At 56.3% G+C, this 18,505-nt stretch carries 13 protein-coding genes; 5 read left to right on the plus strand and 8 right to left on the minus strand.

Going from position 1 to position 18,505, the window contains the following annotated elements; genetic code table 11:
* Positions 1-79: 79 nt before the first annotated feature.
* Positions 80-2,302: an alpha-L-fucosidase gene (locus WJU22_RS23945; RefSeq protein ID WP_341840696.1), complete on the plus strand. Its 2,223-nt coding sequence runs from the start codon at positions 80-82 to the stop codon at positions 2,300-2,302.
* Positions 2,303-2,430: 128 nt separating this feature from the next.
* Here WJU22_RS23945 and WJU22_RS23950 read toward each other — a convergent pair whose 3' ends face one another.
* From WJU22_RS23950 to WJU22_RS23980, 7 genes are all read right to left on the minus strand, one after another.
* The gene (locus WJU22_RS23950; protein WP_341840697.1) at positions 2,431-3,252 is read right to left on the minus strand and encodes a hypothetical protein; all 822 of its coding nucleotides are present in this window, start codon (positions 3,250-3,252) and stop codon (positions 2,431-2,433) included.
* A gap of 79 nt (positions 3,253-3,331) precedes the next feature.
* The gene (locus tag WJU22_RS23955) at positions 3,332-4,069 is read right to left on the minus strand and encodes an SDR family oxidoreductase (protein ID WP_341840698.1); all 738 of its coding nucleotides are present in this window, start codon (positions 4,067-4,069) and stop codon (positions 3,332-3,334) included.
* Positions 4,070-4,257: 188 nt separating this feature from the next.
* Positions 4,258-5,910, minus strand: a complete 1,653-nt coding sequence (locus WJU22_RS23960; RefSeq protein WP_341840699.1) for a sodium:solute symporter family protein — start codon at positions 5,908-5,910, stop codon at positions 4,258-4,260.
* Positions 5,911-5,955: 45 nt separating this feature from the next.
* Positions 5,956-7,122 carry a mandelate racemase/muconate lactonizing enzyme family protein gene (locus tag WJU22_RS23965; protein ID WP_341840700.1) on the minus strand — a complete coding sequence of 389 codons (1,167 nt, stop codon included), beginning with the start codon at positions 7,120-7,122 and terminating at the stop codon, positions 5,956-5,958.
* Positions 7,123-7,132: 10 nt separating this feature from the next.
* A complete protein-coding gene (locus WJU22_RS23970; RefSeq protein ID WP_341840701.1) occupies positions 7,133-10,012 on the minus strand; it encodes a glycoside hydrolase family 2 protein in 2,880 nt (959 codons plus the stop codon).
* Positions 10,009-12,825: a glycoside hydrolase family 2 TIM barrel-domain containing protein gene (locus WJU22_RS23975; RefSeq protein ID WP_341840702.1), complete on the minus strand. Its 2,817-nt coding sequence runs from the start codon at positions 12,823-12,825 to the stop codon at positions 10,009-10,011. Before WJU22_RS23975 ends, WJU22_RS23970 begins: the two co-directional genes overlap by 4 nt.
* A gap of 1 nt (position 12,826) precedes the next feature.
* A complete protein-coding gene (locus WJU22_RS23980) occupies positions 12,827-13,552 on the minus strand; it encodes an RraA family protein (RefSeq protein WP_341840703.1) in 726 nt (241 codons plus the stop codon).
* A gap of 263 nt (positions 13,553-13,815) precedes the next feature.
* Here WJU22_RS23980 and WJU22_RS23985 point away from each other — a divergent pair, with 263 nt between their 5' ends.
* From WJU22_RS23985 to WJU22_RS24000, 4 genes are all read left to right on the plus strand, one after another.
* Positions 13,816-14,706, plus strand: a complete 891-nt coding sequence (locus WJU22_RS23985) for an AraC family transcriptional regulator (RefSeq protein ID WP_341840704.1) — start codon at positions 13,816-13,818, stop codon at positions 14,704-14,706.
* 125 nt (positions 14,707-14,831) lie between these two features.
* Complete coding sequence (locus WJU22_RS23990) at positions 14,832-15,170, plus strand: hypothetical protein (protein ID WP_341840705.1); 339 nt, start codon at positions 14,832-14,834, stop codon at positions 15,168-15,170.
* 67 nt (positions 15,171-15,237) lie between these two features.
* Positions 15,238-16,311 (plus strand): serine hydrolase domain-containing protein, encoded by a 1,074-nt coding sequence (locus WJU22_RS23995; RefSeq protein ID WP_341840706.1) that lies wholly within the window; start codon positions 15,238-15,240, stop codon positions 16,309-16,311.
* Between the two features lie 92 nt (positions 16,312-16,403).
* Positions 16,404-17,504 carry a zinc-binding dehydrogenase gene (locus WJU22_RS24000; RefSeq protein ID WP_341840707.1) on the plus strand — a complete coding sequence of 367 codons (1,101 nt, stop codon included), beginning with the start codon at positions 16,404-16,406 and terminating at the stop codon, positions 17,502-17,504.
* A 67-nt stretch (positions 17,505-17,571) separates the two neighbouring features.
* Here the strand turns inward: WJU22_RS24000 and WJU22_RS24005 are convergent, their stop codons facing one another.
* Complete coding sequence (locus WJU22_RS24005) at positions 17,572-18,462, minus strand: alkaline phosphatase (protein ID WP_341840708.1); 891 nt, start codon at positions 18,460-18,462, stop codon at positions 17,572-17,574.
* Positions 18,463-18,505 lie beyond the last annotated feature (43 nt).

Here is an 18,505-nt window from a genome sequence, read left to right on the forward strand (position 1 = left end):
CAAAACAGGATGCAAATTGACAAAATACCCCAACTTCGTGCGTAGCCACTATCTTTAGGGTATTCTTTATTTGTCTTGTATGAAAAAAACGATATTCCTATTATCCGCCTGCTGGATGATGCAGGCACACGCCCAGCAATCGCCCATCCCCTTCCGCAACACCATTGCGGTAGATGCGGGCGACAGTCCGGCCGAAATCATCCGCAAAGCCGCGCACGTAGTGCCTACGGCCAACCAGTACGCTGCGCTCCGGAATGAGTTCATTGCTTTCATTCACGTGGGGCCGAACACTTTTACGCGGATGGAATGGGGCAACGGGAAAGAAGACCCCGCCATCTTCGACCTGAAAACTTTAAATACCGACCAGTGGTGCGCGGCGATGAAAGCGGCGGGCATGAAAATGGTCATCATCACGGTGAAACATCACGATGGGTTCGTGCTCTGGCAGAGCCGGTACACGAAGCACGGGATCATGTCTACCGGTTTCCGCAACGGCAAGGGCGATGTGCTCCGCGACCTGTCTGCCTCCCTGAAAAAATACGGGCTGAAGCTCGGGATCTACCTTTCCCCCGCCGATCTTTACCAGATCGAAAACGCCGAAGGCCTGTACGGCAACCTCAGCATATACACGAAGCGTACCATTCCGAGAGCCGTTCCGGGAAGGCCGTTCGCCAATAAAACGAAGTTCGCGTTCGAAGTGGACGATTACAACGAATATTTCCTCAACCAGCTGTTCGAGCTGCTGACGGAATATGGCCCGGTGCATGAAGTATGGTTCGACGGTGCGCATCCCAAAACCAAAGGGGGCCAGCAATACAACTACGCCGCGTGGAAACAGCTGATCCACACGCTGGCGCCGAAAGCGGTGATTTTCGGGAAGGAAGACATCCGCTGGTGCGGTAACGAATCGGGCAAGACGCGCGCGGAAGAATGGAACGTGATCCCTTACCCGGAAAACCCCAATACCGCCAGCCATTTCCCCGATATGGAAGCCGACTCCCTGGGCCAGCGATCCAAATTGCTGTCTGCCAAATACCTCCATTACCAACAGGCCGAAACCAATACCTCCATCCGCGAAGGCTGGTTTTACCGCGACGATACCCGGCAGAAAGTGCGCAGCACCGACGATGTTTTCGACATCTACGAACGCTCCGTGGGCGGCAACTCCACTTTCCTGCTGAACATTCCGCCCAACCGGGAAGGGAGATTCTCGCCCGCAGATTCCATCGTGCTCTACGAAACCGGCCGCCGCATCCGTGAAACGTACGGCAGCAGCCTGTTCAAAGTCGCGAATGGCCCACAGGCCGTGCTGGACAATAATCCTGCCACCGCATTGCAACTGAAAGGCGAATCCGGCGCCATCGAGATCACGACACCCAAACCCGTCACCATCAACCGCATCGTGCTGCAGGAAGCCATCCAAACCAGCAGCGAAAGAGTAGAGAAACACGCGGTGGACGCGTGGATCGGCGGTGAATGGAAAGAGATCGCGCATTCGGCCAACATCGGGTACAAGCGCATCCTGCGTTTCCCCGACGTAACGGCGAGCCGCTTCCGCGTGCGGATCATCGAATCGCGGCTGGCACCCGCCATCAGCACGGTTTCGGCTCATTACTACCGGAGCCGGCCTCCGCAACTGGCCATCAGCCAGTCGGTGGAAGGCATGGTCACCATCGCGCCCGTGCAACCGGAATTCAACTGGAAGCCCCACGGCGAAAATGCCACGCAAAACCTCAGCGCCAATTTCGAAATCCGGTATACGACAGACGGCTCCACACCCAACGCCCAATCCTGGAAATATGAAGGCCCGTTCCGTATGACAGCCGGCGAAGTGAAAGCAATTTCTGTACAGCATAAGGAAACCAGCGGCGTGGCGCGCCAAACCATCTGCCTCGCCAAAAACGCCTGGAAGCTCGTAAATGCCAGCAGCGAACGCAACAGGCGCCCCGCCACAGCGGCTTTCGACGCCAATCCGAAAACGTTCTGGCAGTCGGCCGACGGCGGTGCGCACAGCATCACCATCGACCTGGGAGCCTCGCACGAGCTGAAGGGATTTGCCTATACGCCGCAAACCACCAATGCGGATGGCATGATGGCGAAGGGTCAAATTCTCGTCAGCGCCGACGGACAAACCTGGCAGCCCGCCGAAACGTTCGAGTTCGGGAACCTTATCAACGATCCCACTACCCGCTACCACTATTTCAAGAATAGCGTAAAGGCGCGGTTCGTGAAGATCGAAGCCACGGAAACAGCCGCCGGCAGCGCATCGGTAGCGATCGCGGAAATCGGTTTCTTTGAATAACAGTATCGGGATAAAAGAAAAAGGCGGGATGGATTCCCGCCTTTTTTATTGGTCATTTTCGCTGGTAGTTCGTGTATTCGTTCACCGTTATCATCTCCAATGGTTTTCCGAGCACCGCGATGAACAGGTTATTTGGTATACAGCGGTGAGCGTTTCAGCAGATATTCCAGCGTGTTGGAATAAGCGTCCTGCGTGTTCCAGAAGGCCGTCCTGTCCTGGCTGTACACGGCCGTGCCTTTATCGTTATAAATAGCGAGGCTCAGTTTGGTCTGGAAGTTTTGGGTGGCCGTGCCGTAGGAATAGCTGTTGTATTTGCGGTCTTTACGATCGTCGTCGTCGTTCCCCCTGGTTTTAACGGCTCCGGAGTTGGACTGGGTAGTGGTTTGCGTGGTTTTGTTCATGGTCACGAGCCCGTCTACCACATATTCCACGCCGAGCACGTTGCAGATATCTTCCATGGTAAAGCCTTTGATGGTTTCGCTGTTGATGCCGGCCTTGATGAGCTGGGCGTTGGTGGTGCGGGGCGGGAGGATGGTATAAACACCGGAATGCTTGTTCATGAACGAATAGCATTCGTTCTGGATCTGTTCACCGTCTGCCGGCTGTCCGTCGCGGATGAACCCGAAGGGCAGGATGGCTACTTTGTTATGATGGTCTTCGAGGCCGGATTTATCGGTGGATGCGGGCGCCTGGGCGGGGGCGGCTTGCTGGGGTTTGTTGAATACCTGGATGCGGCCGCTGGCGAAGGTGATCTTCATGATCTCCGCCTTCTTGATGTTATAGGTGAGGGTTTCACCGGCATAGGCGAATTCCACATCATTATCGTTGATTTTTAAAACCCTACCAGCCAGCTCATCACCATCGAGCTTGAGGATGACGTCGTTTTTAGACTGGGCGAAGGAAATAATGGAAACGAGCAGAAATGCGATGCCTGTCAGGAGTTTTTTCATGTGCTTTGAATGAAGGGGTATGATTAGATTATATGGTCAGAGCAAATGTAAAAAAATCCGACATGAAAATTCAGGGGCCCTAACTATCCTGCATGAGTGCCGACCGGCCGCCGTCTACCAGGTAAGTGGTGCCGGAGGCGAACGCAGCGAAGGGGCTGGCGAGAAAGGCGCACCAGGCGCCGATTTCTTCCGGATGGCCCAGTTGCTTCACGGGGTGGAGTTGAACGGTGCGGTTTCTTTCTGCGGCGGGGTCGGGGAACGAATCGAACCATTGCTGGTTACCTGGCGTATCGATGAACCCCGGGGCAATGCCTACCGTGCGGATGGCCGGCCCCCATTCGATGGCCAGGCTGCGTACGAGCCCCGTCAGCGCCGTTTTGGCCACGTTGTAGGGGAAGCAGCCGGGAATGGTGGAAAATGCGTGGTTGGATGCGATGACAATGATGACGCCATGGCCTTTCTTCTGCAGGTGCGGGCGGCACAGCTTCGCGATGCGCCAATGCGCGGTGAGGTTCAGTTGCTGATTGCGTTCCCAATCGTTGTCGGTACATTCGGCCGCGCCTTTGAAAACATTGGCGCCGGCGCAAGACACGAGGATGTCTATCCCTCCGCGCCGGTGCGCCACCGCTTCCACGAAGCGCTCCAGGGCCGGGGCGTCCGTCACGTCCACTTCCGCCACACCATCTCCCCCGTTCAGATCGCAACCTTCCACCACGGCGCCCGCACGGGCCAGCACCGCCGCGATCCCCGCCCCGATCCCCGAGGCGGCGCCCGTCACAATGGCCACTTTGCCGGCCAGGTCAATTTGCAAAGCCATACCGTTCTATTTCGATTTTGGTGAAAATAATGCCATCAATCCCCCGAACCCCACAAACAGCAAACCACACCAGAGATTGATCCCCGCTTCGCCGCGGAAAACACTGTAACCCGCCAACAGCAAGCCCGTCAGCAGAAAAAACAGTCCAATGATAAACCGAAGTTCCGTCAATCTTTCCATATCCTGAATTAAAAGAAAATGATATTCAACACCAATGTGAAAGCCAGCACCACGGCCCCCAGCCACATGGGGTTCTGGTACCAGCGTTTGGCGGTATCCGGCGTTTTTTCGGTAAGGCTGTACACCAGTCCTTTCAAATCGTCATCCGGCCGCGCTTTCGTGAACATGCTCACCGCCACCGTCACCGCTCCGCAAACCAGGAACGCCATCCACGCGATGTTGAAAGCCTGTCCCGTCCCGGAAAGATACGTGTGCAACGGGGCGATCCATCCGCCTTTCCCTTCCGCTACCGACAAACCATGGATCAGCGCGGCAGACAGCGTGCCCGCCACCAGCCCCCAGAAAGCGCCGTGACCGGTCGTTCTTTTCCAGAACATGCCGAGGAAAAACGTCGCGAAAAGCGGGGCGTTCACGAAGCTGAACACCAGTTGCAGCAGGTCCATGATGCTGTTGTACCCCCGCGCCACGTACGCCGTGGCCACGGATGCCAGGATCCCCGCTACCGTCGTGAGCCTGCCCACAAGGAGGTAATGGCCTTCCGGCGCGTTGCGGCGGATGTGGGCCTGGTAAATGTCGAACGTCCAGACGGTGTTGAAAGCCGTTACGTTGCCGGCCATGCCGCTCATGAAAGACGCGATGAGCGCCGTAACGCCGACGCCCAGCATACCGCTGGGATAAAGCTGCTTCAGCAATACGGGCAATGTCATATTGTAATCCACATCACCGGAGGGCGTTAGCGGTAATTCGAAACCGGAGAACTGCGACTGCAGGGCAAGGATGACCAGGCCGGGCAGGATGACGATGGCAGGCATCAGCACTTTCGGGATGGCGGCGATCACCGGCGTGCGGCGCGCATCGTTGAGGTTGCGGCTGATCATGGCGCGCTGCACCACAAGGAAATCCGTGCACCAATATCCGAACGCCAGCACGAAACCCAGGCCAAACACCATGCTGACCGCATCCACGCCCATGGGGTTGGTTGCGGGAGAAGCAAGCCCTTTCCAGACGTGCAATTTGGCATCGTCCACATTTTTAACGATCCCTTCCCACCCGCCCGCGCGCTGCATGCCCACGAACACCAGCGGCGCAATACCGAGCACGATGAGGAAAAACTGCAGCACCTCGTTGTAAACGGCGCTCGTCAATCCTCCCATAAAAATATATACCAGCACGATGCCCGCCGCCAGCCAGATAGACACGTCGAAATCCCATCCGAGCATCACCTGCATGAGCATGGCCAGCGCGTACAGCGATACGCCCGAAGAAAAAACCGTCATCCCTGCAAACGTTACCGCATTCAGCGTGCGCGTTTTTTCGTCGAAGCGGAGCTTCAGGTATTCGGGCACGCTCCTGGCGCGGCTCCCGTAATAAAACGGCATCATGTACACACCGAGGAAAATCATGGCCAGCACCGCGCCCAGCCAGTAAAAATGGACCGTGTACAATCCGTACTTGGCGCCGTTGGCAGCCATGCCCAGCACTTCCTGCGCGCCGAGATTGGCGGAAATAAAAGCCAGGCTTGTGATCCACAGCGGAATGCTGCGGTTGCTCATGAGGAAATCGTTCCCGGTTTTCACCCGTTTCTTCAACATCAACCCGATGCCGACCACAAAAACGAAATAGAGGAAAATGATCCCGTAATCGATCAGTTCTAATTGCATAACGATGGAATAACGATTGCATGCGGAACGGCGGCGTTCCGCGAATTATACATAGAAACCCGGTCTGGGCTGGAGAATGCCGGGATGCTTCTCCATTTCCGATTCTACAAGATCTACCCCCAGCCCCGGCCGCTCGCTGAGGCGCAGATGCCCGTTGCTGACCATGCCAGCGATAGGATGGGTAATGATTTCGTCGCGCCAGGACACGTCGGTGAACATGAATTCCTGCCGGAAGAAATTGGGGACCGATGCGCAAACGTGTGCAGAAGCGAGGGTCGACAGCGGACCGTTGGGATTATGCGGCGCCAGCAAAACGTTGTAGGCTTCCATCATGGTGGCCATGCGCTTCATTTCCGAAGGGCCACCGCAGCGGGTGATGTCGGGCATGAGGATGTCGCAAACGTGTTTTTCCAGCAGTGGACGAATGCCGTGCCGGGTATAGTGGCGCTCTCCCACGCATATGGAAACGTTTGATGGGATGCGTTCGCGCATGGCCCGGAGCGTATCGGCGCTTTCCGGGCCGGCGGGCTCTTCGTACCAGGTGATATTCAGTGCAGACAAGCGTTGCGCCATTTTCACGGCCACGCTGTAATTGAGCATGGCATGCGTTTCGATCATGATGTCGAACTCAGGCCCCACGGCTTCGCGGACGGCTTTGCTGACATCAAAGGCCAGGTCTTGCTGCGCGGGCGTCAGCGTGAGGTTAGATGAAAGATCTTCGCCGTACAGGTAGTTGGTATGGGCGAACGGGTCGAACTTCAGGCCGGTGAAGCCTGCGTCTTTCACCTTGCGCGCCTGCGCGGCATAGTCTTCCGCGTTATGCCCACCGCCGGTAAACCAGTAGTTGGCGTAGAGGAGAATATCTTTACGATAGGCGCCGCCAAGAAGCTCGTAGCAGGGCACGCCGAGGGCTTTGCCTTTCAGGTCGAGCAGGGCCATGTCGATGCCGCTGATGGCGCAAAGACTGGCGCCGTAGGGGCCCATCCAGTTGAGATCGCGGTAGAGTTTGGTCCAGATGAAATCCGTCTTCATAGGGTCGAGGCCGATGATGCGCTCTCCCACATGTTTTGCGGCATGGTAAACGATGGGGCTCCCGGGCCAGTTGGTGGCCTCTCCCACGCCGGTGTGGCCCGTATCGGTATAAATCTTCAGCAGCGTCCAGTTATACTTCACACCTTCCACCAGCCATACTTTCACATCGGTTATTTTCATGTTTTCTTTTTTATTCGATAATGAATCTGATGATGCCCTTCATCTGTTTCGAAGGATTGGGCAGGCCCTGGAAGTTCCCCCAGGCGAGGCTCCAGTAGTCCCATTTGTCGGATATGACGAGCCATTGCTTCCCGTCGGCTTCCACGTCCATCCGCGCGGCCTGCGAACCGTCAGACAGTACGCGGATGCGGCCGGGGCCGTTCTGGCGCGATGCTTCGTATTCAAAGATATGTTCCTTTTTGCCACGGAACCCTTCGGAACCATGCATCCCTGCTTTCCGCTCGTCCGTTGTGGCGTTGAGGTAATAGTCGGTCATGTCTTCGGCGATGGAGCCTTCGGGCTGCTGACGGTAATGATACGCCTTGCCGGAATTTTTAAGCGCGGCACCGCTGTCGGCAGATAAATGGCCCGCCGGATAGGAGCTCCAATAGCCCTGGCGGCGCCAGGCGATGCGGGAAAGCTCCGGGGCGAGGGGGATTTTCACGCCGATTTCCCAGGTGTGCCGCGGCAGGCTGTTTGCCGTATACCGCACTTCCACGAGCCCGTTGGGGAAATAGGAAGTTTCCAGCGCCACGGGGTACGCTCCCATCACGCCGCGCGTGCGCACCACGATCCTGTCCGTTTCTTCGACGATCTGCTCTTCGGCCACCGTCATATTCCCCGAAAAAATCCCGGGCGTATTTTTGAAAGCGTTCCAGTTTTCCGGGCGGTTCACCACTACCTGCGGCTTTCCCGTCACCACCACCGAACCTTTCACGGCCAATCTTCCATAATTCCGCAATTCCACGTCGCCACTGCGCTGTACATTTTTATCCGTTGAGAATTGCCATGAACCGGCAGCAACCGGCAACTGACCGGAGCCCCGGGGCCCCCAACTAATGCGTTCTTCATCGATGAGTGCGCCTGCCGGGTCGTAAAACCGGATCATCACGCCGTTCACCGAAATTCCCTTTACCGGCAAAGCGATCACACCATTTTGATGCGGCGCCACCGGCGGCAGTTTTACGTCCACTGCCTTCCCGCCAGATTCGATTTTGCAGACGATTTGGGAAAGGGAAAGATGATCGAACCGGTTTTTGACGGGCACTTCCAATATCCCGTTCGCCGGCAACGCATCGAAGTGCGTTTTCCCGACGCGCACGGGCGAGTAAGCTTTCTTCGTATTCCAGAATTCCGCTTTCTTCCGCCGCCAGACGTCCACGAATCCCCAGGGACCGTAACCCGTCACTTTGCCCGGCAGATGGAAAGTTTCATCGATCATGCCCCAGATGGCGCCGCCGATATTGCCCGGCACATCGAACCTGACGAGCCAGGTGGTATCCATGCTCCGGCCCCAGAAATCCTTCACGTTGGGATCGTTCCGCAAATGGCCCACATTGTAGCAGGCCACATGCGCCCATTCATCGCTCAGGAGCGGGAAATCCGGGTGGGCCATATTCCTGTCGACCCCGCCCATATCGCTGCCTTTGCCATCGTACGCCGGGTAATGCCCAACGGCAATGTCGAAGCAACGTTTATTTTCCTTCAGCGCCGTCATCGGCCACGACCACGATACCGGCCGCGACGGATCGATCTGTTTCACGAAATCATATTCCTGCTGAAAATTGCTGCCATAGGAACTTTCATTCCCGATAGACCACATGATCACCGACGCATGGTTACGGTCGCGGTCGATCATTTCACTGAGCTGCCCGAGGTAGCGGGATGTAAAAGCCGTATCGTTCTGCGTGCTGGTAAATTTGTTGTATTCGCCGCCACGGTCTTGCCCCACAAAACAGATCGCCGTTTCCTCCTGCACATATATCCCGTACCTGTCGCAGAATTCGAGGAAGTCTGCCGAGGGCGGATAATGCGAAGTCCGGATGAAGTTGAGGTTCGCTTCCCGGGCCAGCACAACGTCGAGGCTATCCTGACCGCGATGGGTGGAGCGCCCCAGCAAGGGGTGCATATCATGGCGGCAGGCGCCTCTCAATTTAACGGGCTTGCCATTCACGAGCAGTTGATTCCCCGGGCCGATCACTACCGTCCGGAAACCGATCGGTTGCGTGTATTGTGTAACTTTTTTACCTTTTTCGGAAACGGTCACATCGAGGCGGTACAATTGCGGCGTCTCGGCCGTCCAGGGCAGCACACCGGGAATGTCGGCCTGGTGCTTTCCCGCGCCGTTCGTGGTTTTCAGGATGCCGCCCGCTACTTTTCTTTTTCCGTCGGGCGCAGTGAGCGACCAGGAAACGACGGTGGCGGGGACTGCGTTTTTCAACACAAAATCGAGGGAAAGGCGGCCGGTGGTAAGATCGTCCGCCAATTGCGCGCTCGCATACAACTGACCGGCGTGCACATTCGGCCGGACGATGAGCTGTACATCGCGCAGGATGCCGCCGATGGGGTGATGCGCGTACCCCGCGGCGAAGGAAATATCGTCTGTCCGGTCGGTCACTTCCACTTCCAGATCGGCCGTGGATCCCGCTTTCACAAAAGCGGTGAGATCGCATTCCCATGCCGTGAAGCCGCCGAAATGTTCGCGGACGAATTTCCCGTTGATGAAAACGCGGGCGTAACTATACACACCGTTGAAGCGGATGGCGATCTGACGGCCGTTGGCTTCGGCGGGTATGTGAATGGATTTTTTGTAGCGGAAGGGTTGGTCGTGCGCCACGGCGAAACCCTGCATGGCCGGTTCGCCGGGAACCTGCACAGGCTTCCAATCTTTCTGTCCGTTCAATTGAATTTCCCAGGTGCCGGCGAGGCTGGTCGCAACCTGCTTCACGCCTGAAACGGCTGCGGGAATTGGCGCCAATTGCTGCCGGCCGCCGGCCATGAATTGTTGCGCGTTTGCTGTGAAAGGCAGCAGCAGCAACAATATCCGGCCTATGCCTAATGGTTGGTTCATGGTAGTAGGATGATTGTCTTTCCTTTGATCAGTTGCTTCTTGATATTGATCTTTCCGTCGGAATGCGGTGTGTTGTAGAAAGGTTCGGAGCCGTTGTTGCTGTAATCGGCGATGAGCCAGTGGACGGCCGCGTCTTGCAGCCAGGTGCGGGAATGCTGGGTGCCGTTGGATTTGAGCGTCAGTTCGAAGCCCTTTCCATCCGCCACGGTCACGCGGGTAACGTTGCGTTTGGTAGACCTGAAATCGTTGGACCCCAGTTCATTGGCATCGTCTTTCCAGCTACCGGCGGGCACTTCGCCGTGGGATTCCACTTCGCCGATGATCCGGGCGTTCAGCCTGGCTTCCCCTTTGTTCCGGGCGATATCGTCGGCCGGGTACACGGAGAATTCGCCGTTCCTTTCCCAGCTCATCCTGTCGAATTTGCGGGGCAATTGCAGGAGGAGGCCGTATTGATAGGGATTGTCCCCTCCGTTGTATTTCACTTCATATTCGGTAATCAATTCGCCTTTCGTGGTGAAAAAGTAAGACTGGCGGCCTTCCGCGTTTTTAAATTGCAGTTGCACATCGAAACGGATGCCTTCGTTCGTTGTTGCCACATCGATCTTCCGGGCGAAGATCGTGTAGAGCGGGTAATATTTGAGCGGGTAGATATTGTTTTGATAGGTTTCCCCGGCCACGTTGGGCTTGCCGCCGTCGTCGCCGTTCAATGGAATCACCGACACCACCGGCCCCTGCGTCATCAGCGTATCGTTGTCTCTGCGCAGGCATTCGATGAGGCCTTTCGTTTTGCTGATCGTCCAGCTGTAAGGGCCTTGCCGGATGGTATAACCGCCCGGCACTTCTTCCCATTTCAAATTCATCGTACGGCTGGGAGCGGAAGCCGCTACCGGCCGCGCGAAGCGCTCCTCCACGCATACGAACCCGCGTGGATCGGTGACTTTAACATATACCGCGCCATCGCGTTTCTTCACTTTAAGTACCGCCGTTTTACCGGGAGCGGCGTCCAGGTTAACGGGCACACCATTCGCTTCGATCCGCACTTCTTTCAATGATGTGAAATCATAACGGTTGGCGAATTGCAGCGTAAGTTGCTGGCCGTCGTCGCGCAATTGGGTGATGCGTACCGGCTCATAGGCTTTCTTCATGCCGATGTATTCCGGTTTCGGCCTGCGCCACCCGTCGATCGGCCCCCATGGCCCGTACCCTACGATTTTGCCATCGGGCAAATGGAAAATATCGTCGATCCCGCTCCAGATCGCTCCGCCCAAACTGCCTTTATAGTGATAGATCGAATCGTAAAATGTAACCAGGGGCGCGCTCCAGGCCGCCCTTACGCCGGGGTCCGTCACCAGTTCGCGGCGGTTGTAGCAAGACAGGTGCGCATATTCCCCGAAAAGCACCGGCCGGTCGGATTTCGCCGCCGCGTCGGGCCCGTTTACGCCAGGGTAATGGTAATTGGCGATATCCGCCTTGCTGCCCAGGTTGTTGAAGCCGCCCCAGCATTGGTCATGGAAAGTGGCGGGGCGCGAAGGGTCGTTTTTCTTCACAAAGTCCAATACCTGCGCCCAAAGCGGGCTCCAGTTGGATTCGTTCCCCAAAGACCACATGATCACGGAAGGATGATTTTTCCCCGCAGCGATGTTGTCCGCATTTGCGCGGACCATATACGGCAAAAATTTCCCGTCGGTATAGTTCCACAATTTCCAGATGGGCGCGGCGTGATGGTTGATCCACGTCAGAGCGGATTCGCTTTCCACGAAAAGCCCCAGTTCATCGGTCGCATCGAGGAATTCTTCAGACGGCGGGTAGTGCGACGTGCGGATATAATTGCAATTGGCCGCGCGGAAGAGTTCCGCATCCTGCCGGTCGAGCGCGGGGCTCAGGCTGCGGCCCTGGAGCGGGTGTACATCGTGGCGGTTGACGCCGCGCAGTTTCACGGGGCTGCCGTTCACCAGCACTTCGTTCCCGCGGATTTCCACCTGCCGGAAACCGATTTTCCGGAAAGTGCTTTCCACCGGATTTCCGTCTACAAGCAATTCCGTTTGCAGTTCGTACAGGTTGGGATGCTCGGGGTCCCAGTGCTTCGGGGCTTTCACGGCCAGCTCATGTTCCTGTGTGGATGCCGAATTGGCCGGAATATCGTTGCGTTTGGCCGAATGCCGGAGCACCATTTTCCCGGAAGCGTCTTTCAAAGTGAAACGGACTTCCGTGCCGGCAGCCTTGCCTGATTCGTTCGCGATGCCCGTAGTAATGCGGAGCATGGCGTTTTTATAATGCTGATCGAATTGCGTAACCACGGTCAGGTCGGAAAGATTGGTTTCGGGAACGGCGAACAGTGTCACTTTCCGTAATATCCCGGCCACCGTGTGCGCCGCGTATTGCGAGGTGCAGGCCAGATAATCGGAGATCGTCAGCGCCTGCACTTCCACCGTCAACACATCGTTCCCGAACCGGAGGGCGTTGGTGATATCCAGTTCGAACGGGACGAACCCGCCTTCGTGCTCGCCCACTTTCACGCCATTCACCAAAACGCTGGCATGGCTGCTCACGGCGTCGAACCGGAGCTTCACCCGCTGGCCTTTCCAGGCTTGCGGGATGTCTAACGTTCTGGAATAAACGGCCGTTTCGCCTTCGTGGATGTTGAAAGCCTGCATCAGCAGTTCTCCCGGCACTTTCACGGGATATTTCCCGTTCAGGGCCCATTCCCCGTTGAGGGAAACCACATCGACCGGGCGCGGCGACAGGCGCGGGAGTTGCGCCATGGCACCGCTGCATAAAAAGGTAAAGAGAATGACGAATAAACTTTTGCTCATGTTACATTATTCCGTATTTCGCGAAAGCCTGTCCGGCGCTCATGCCTTCCAGGATTTTTTGTTGTACCATTTTTTCGCCCCGTGCTTTTTCGATAGCGCGGGAAAACACTTCGCGTTCCGCTTCCCGGGGAACGATGCAGACGCCGTCGATATCCCCCAGCACAATGTCTCCCGGAAGCACGCGCACGCCCCTGATCTCGAGGGGTACGCGGAAATCGATCACCTTGCCGCGGGGCGCCTGGTCCTGCGCATAGCGGCCATAGGAAAAGGTAGGGAAATTCAGCTGGAGGATGCCTTTGGTGTCTCGGGAATACCCGTCTACCACCGCGCCCGCCGCGCCCAGTTGCATGGCGCGGGTGCTCATCAGCTCGCCCCATAAGGCGTACGACGGTGAAGCACCTGCGCAAATATAAACCTCGTTTTTCTTCAAATCGTCGAGCGCCTCCAGCATCAGCCCGAAAGGTTTTTTGAGCAGGGGGTTCTGGCCGGCGGATGGATCTTCGGAGAACACGTCCGCTTCCAACACCGTCATCGCCCGGCCTACCAGGAACATATCCGACTGCAGCGGCTGGATCTGGGGCGGCAGAAACTGTCGCTGCAGCCCCATTTTATCCATAATATCCCCCACCACGGCGGTGTATAATTCATTTCTTACGATCGAAAAAAGTTCATCGTCGTGCTTCCACAACGGGCTGGCCACGCTGCGGCCGTTTGTCTGTTCGTTCATATAGTTTGATTCTTCGATGCCTGCCGCCCGGGCTCACCGCCCCGGCAAAACCGCCTTATGAAAAGAGTAACATCATGTGTGGCGGCGGTGCGCCGGGCCGGTGAAGCTTTCCTTAACCATATTTTCCCGGGGCAGCAATCTTATGCAATTTAACAGCCGGAGGCGCGGAAGAGGTTAACGATTTTAGCCAAAACATTAACGATTTTAGCATCTTTCAGCCATTTTATTTAGTAAATTTGTCAATAAAATTAATACTCAGGACCATGAAAGCGAGGTTGATCGAAACCGGGCTGGATGCCAACCGGCAGTTCAGGGTGAAGCAGGTAGACGAATACTTCCTCAATTCTCCCTTCCACTTTCACGACACCTGTGAGATCGTGCTGATCGAGGAAGGATACGGGAAGCGGATCGTGGGCGATCATATCGACGATTTCGACCAGGGGGATATGGTGATGATGGGGCCTAACCTGCCGCATATCTGGCAAACGGACAATGCATTTTACCACAGGCGGAAAAACCTCCGCGTGAAAGCCACCGTACTTTATTTCGCACCGGCCATGGTACTGGGCCTCGTGGCCGGTACCGATGCCGCGGCAGCCGTGGAAGCCCTGCTTGCCAAAGCCAGCAGGGGCCTGTCTATCAAACAGGACGCCCACGCCCGGCTGCTGGAACTGTTCGCGGAAATTCAGATCTCCGAAGGACTGAAGCGGATTTCCCTCTTCCTGGAAGCCCTTCATTTATTGGCGCATACCGAAGATTATGACTGCCTCGCCAGCGACCATTACAAAAACGCCATGACCGTCAAAGATGCCGGCCGGTTCAACGATGTGTACCAGTTCCTCATCACCAATTTCCACCGGGAAATTCCGCTGGATGAAGTGGCTTCGGTAGCGAAAATGTCGCCCACGGCGTTTTGCCGGTATTTCAAAACGCGGACGCAGAAATCGTTCGTGAGCTTCCTGCAGGAAATCAGGATTTCACATGCCTGCAAGCTCCTTCGCCGCGACGATCTTTCCGTCATGGAAGTAGCCCTGGAAAGCGGGTACAACAACCTCGTCAACTTCAACAAATGTTTCCGCAATATTACCAGCCATAGCCCTTCCGAATACCGTAAACGCATGCGGGCCGAAGCTGCGGGCGAGCTCATAGGATGATCGCGGACCGCCCATCCCCCCTTTCAAAAAAATCCCACAATAACTTTGAAATGAAAAGCAAAATCACTTAACTTTGAACTACAAAGTACTTTCCAAATATTAATTAACGATAAAAATGGTGGGTTATGACCTCAAATCACCGTTCCACGATTTCCTCCTTCTTTACCGTTGCCCTGCTGAAGCGGATGCTCGTCGGCGCAGCGATCGGGCTGACGCTCATGATCATTTTCCTTTCCGGCGTCCCTGATCCTGAACCGGAATGGGGCCGTTACTGGACCGTTCGCCCTCTCATAGTGATCGCATTCGCCGGCGCGGCAGGCGGCGCATTTTTCCACCTCGTGGATCCCCTCCGTTTCTCCGGCACATGGAAGAAAATCGCGGCGTTTTTGCTTTGTTTGCTCGTTTTCGTTTTCTGCCTCTGGATCGGCTCCGTACTGGGGCTCGACGGCACCCTCTGGGATTAACGCACTTTCCTTCCGCTTTTCAATTTTTTGACCGTATTTTCATTCCGTCGATCCAAAAATCCATGGAATGAAAATCCTCCCCATCCTCCTCGCCGCCATTATCAGTTTGCCGGTATCCGCCCAGCTCCGCCAACAGCGCGCTGCGGCCGACAGCCTCTTCCAACATTACAACACCTCCGAAACCACCGGCATCAGCGTGCTGGTGGTCCGCAACGGCAAAAAACTGTACGACCGCTCCTTCGGTTACGCCGACATTGCGCGGCACCGGAAAGCCGCCGCCACCACCAATTACCGCATCGCTTCCGTCACTAAATCCTTCACCGCCATGGCGATCATGCTGCTGCGCGATGAAGGGAAGCTTTCGCTGGACGACCCATTGACCCGATTCTTTCCGCAATTGGCCGCATTCGGCCGCAACATCACAATACGCCAGATGCTCCTGCACACCTCGGGGCTCGTGAGCTATGGCGACATTCTCCCCGCCCCGCCTACCGTTCCGCTGAAAGACGCCGATGTGCTCCGCCTCCTCGAAACCCAGGACACCACCCGCTTTCCGCCCGGTTCGCGTTTCGATTACAGCAATACCGGGTACGTACTGCTGGGCCTCATCGTGGAAAAAACATCCGGGATGCCGTTCCCCGAATTCCTCCGCCAGCGCATCTTCCAGCCACTAGGCATGAAAAACGCCACTGTCAACAGCCTCACCGACTCCATCCCGAACCGGGCATACGGCTACAATCTCGAAAAGGGAACGCTCGTCCCGAAAGACCAGAGCATGTTCAGCTACCTCCTGGGCGACGGCGGCGTTTACAGCTCCACATCGGATTTCTACCGTTGGGACCAGGCGCTTTACACCCATCAACTCGTATCCGCGGCCACGCTCCGGGAAATCTTCACGCCCGGCTCCTCGCCTTCCCCAACCCTGGGTTATGGCTACGGCTGGGAAATTGACCGGAAATACGGACTGGAAAGAGTGATGCACACCGGCGGAACGTCCGGGTTCTCTTCGTATTACGTCCGCTACCCGGAGAAAAAATTCTCCATCATCCTGTTCGCTAACCAGAATACAGGGCTCGCCCTCGACCCCATCGCCCAATCCCTCGAAAAGATATTTCTATCCGAAGCCGCCGGCCAACCCTGATGACAGCCATATTATTTTTTTCCTAACAGGAAATATTTTTTCCTATAATTATATAATACGGGATATTTTCGTAGCGGAAAAACGTAAAACATATGTCCGCCACCTCCGGGAAAAATGGCAGGCTTGTCCTGTTCGACGGGCCGGGAACGCCCTTCCGCACCGAAACACACGCCGTACGCGCGCTCCATCCGGGCGAAATCCTCGTCCGTAATATCTACACCACCCTATGCGGCAGCGATCTGCACACTTTCTGCGGATTAAGATCGGAGCCTTGTCCCACCGTGCTCGGCCACGAGATCGTGGGTGAGATCGTGCAACTACATCCTTCCCACCCGGGAACGGATTTGCAGGGAAACGCCCTGCGCCCGGGAGACCGCATCACCTGGACGATCTTCGCCAGCGACCCTCAATCCGCCAATGCCTTGCGGGGCATGCCGCAAAAGGGCGAAGGACTTTTCAAATACGGGCATGCCCGCGCCGCCGGCGACGAAGTTTTTCACGGCGGACTGGCGGAATTCTGCATCCTCCAGCCGCATACCGGCATCATCAAACTGCCGGAAGAAATTCCCCTTCCCGTTGCCGCAACACTGAACTGTTCCGTATCCACCGTTGCCGGTGCGCTCCGCACGGCCGGCGATCTGTTGGGAAAGAAAGTGCTGATTACCGGCATGGGCCACCTCGGGATCATGTGCGCCGCTATGTGCCGCGAAGCCGGCGCCAGCTGGACCGGGGCGGCGGATATCAATGAAACCCGCCTCCGGGAATCCCTGCAATTCGGTGTGGATGCCGTTTTCAATATGCAACAGGACGCAACCGGACTCACCGCAATTTTACGCGAACAAACCGGCGGAGTCGACGTCGTATTCGATATGAGCGGATCGCCCGCCGCCATGGAATTCGGGATTTCCTGCCTGGCCATCGGCGGATGCGCCGTGTGGATCGGTGCGGTGTTCCAGACACGGCCTGTTTCCGTCAACCCGGAAAAGATCATCCGCAACCTGCTCACCATCCGCGGATTGCACAATTACAACTTCGAGGATTTCCGGAATGCGTTTGCTTTCATCCACGCCAATTGGAAAAAATATCCATTCGCTTCGATGATCGAAAAGGAGTTTACGCTCGGGGAAACGCAGGCAGCGTTTGAATATGCGGTGGCCCGGAAACCCCTGCGCGTGGGCGTCCGGCTGACATGAACGGACTTCAAATGACATAAAAAAAGCCGTGCTTGCTGAAGCACGGCTTTTTTTGCATTACTAGAAATCACTTGAATATTTCGGTAACGGCCCTCCCGATCCAAACCTGCGGCGGACTGAGCCGGAAAAGTTTTGCGATGGTAGCGGCGGTGTCGAACGTCATGACGCTCGTTTGTACTTCGTGGCCAGCTTTGATACCAGGGCCTTTCACGATCCAGGGGATTTGCATTTCCGCCATGGAAATGGAACCGTGCCCTTTGTTGATACCGCCATGATCGGCCGTAAAGATCACCACCGTTTCCTTTTCGATACCCGCGTCGCGGATGGCCTGCAGGATTTCGCCTACGTGCGCGTCCGTCCGCTCGATGGCGGCATAATACTCCGGTGTATCGTGGCCAACCTTGTGGCCCACGCTGTCTACATCATGCAGATGCACGAACAGGAAAGTCGGTTTGGCGGATTTGATATAATTGCAGGCCGCAGCAGCAACCGCGATATCGCCATCGCCGTTTTCGTCTTTATTCACGGCTGCTTTCGGAAAGAGATAACCGATGCCGTCCCACTCGTAGATCACCCCGATCTCGCTTTGCGGACGGGCTTTCCGGAGCAATCCATACACCGTGGGGAACATGCCGTATTCATCCAGCATGCGCGCGGGAAGATCGGGCTTTTTACTGCCCCAGGTGGTGTAGCCGTGCAGCTCCGGGCCTGCGCCCATCACCATAGACGCCCAGTTGGGCGCGCTGGAAGAAGGAAGCACCGTTCTGGCCTGTAATGTCCAGGCGCCTTCCTGCATCATGGCGCGAAGCACCGGCACCTGGGCTTTCTGAAAGGCATATGCGCCGAATCCATCGGACCCGACGAGGATCACGTGTTTCGGTTTCGGCTGCGCGAAAGCGGCCTGGCCGATCAACGAACCTGCAAGGAAGAGATATCCTGTCCATCTGGGTAATCGCATACTTCAGTGTTTTCGACAAGATATAAACTTTCCTTTAAAGAAA

The organism is Chitinophaga caseinilytica, from assembly GCF_038396765.1.
GTDB lineage: Bacteria > Bacteroidota > Bacteroidia > Chitinophagales > Chitinophagaceae > Chitinophaga > Chitinophaga caseinilytica.

Bases quoted from the DNA above. Each gene is read 5' to 3' on its own strand.
- WJU22_RS23945 (WP_341840696.1), top strand. From the start codon at position 80: ATGAAAAAAACGATATTCCTATTATCCGCCTGCTGGATGATGCAGGCA.
- WJU22_RS23950 (WP_341840697.1), bottom strand. From the start codon at position 3,252: ATGAAAAAACTCCTGACAGGCATCGCATTTCTGCTCGTTTCCATTATT.
- WJU22_RS23955 (WP_341840698.1), bottom strand. From the start codon at position 4,069: ATGGCTTTGCAAATTGACCTGGCCGGCAAAGTGGCCATTGTGACGGGC.
- WJU22_RS23960 (WP_341840699.1), bottom strand. From the start codon at position 5,910: ATGCAATTAGAACTGATCGATTACGGGATCATTTTCCTCTATTTCGTT.
- WJU22_RS23965 (WP_341840700.1), bottom strand. From the start codon at position 7,122: ATGAAAATAACCGATGTGAAAGTATGGCTGGTGGAAGGTGTGAAGTAT.
- WJU22_RS23970 (WP_341840701.1), bottom strand. From the start codon at position 10,012: ATGAACCAACCATTAGGCATAGGCCGGATATTGTTGCTGCTGCTGCCT.
- WJU22_RS23975 (WP_341840702.1), bottom strand. From the start codon at position 12,825: ATGAGCAAAAGTTTATTCGTCATTCTCTTTACCTTTTTATGCAGCGGT.
- WJU22_RS23980 (WP_341840703.1), bottom strand. From the start codon at position 13,552: ATGAACGAACAGACAAACGGCCGCAGCGTGGCCAGCCCGTTGTGGAAG.
- WJU22_RS23985 (WP_341840704.1), top strand. From the start codon at position 13,816: ATGAAAGCGAGGTTGATCGAAACCGGGCTGGATGCCAACCGGCAGTTC.
- WJU22_RS23990 (WP_341840705.1), top strand. From the start codon at position 14,832: ATGACCTCAAATCACCGTTCCACGATTTCCTCCTTCTTTACCGTTGCC.
- WJU22_RS23995 (WP_341840706.1), top strand. From the start codon at position 15,238: ATGAAAATCCTCCCCATCCTCCTCGCCGCCATTATCAGTTTGCCGGTA.
- WJU22_RS24000 (WP_341840707.1), top strand. From the start codon at position 16,404: ATGTCCGCCACCTCCGGGAAAAATGGCAGGCTTGTCCTGTTCGACGGG.
- WJU22_RS24005 (WP_341840708.1), bottom strand. From the start codon at position 18,462: ATGCGATTACCCAGATGGACAGGATATCTCTTCCTTGCAGGTTCGTTG.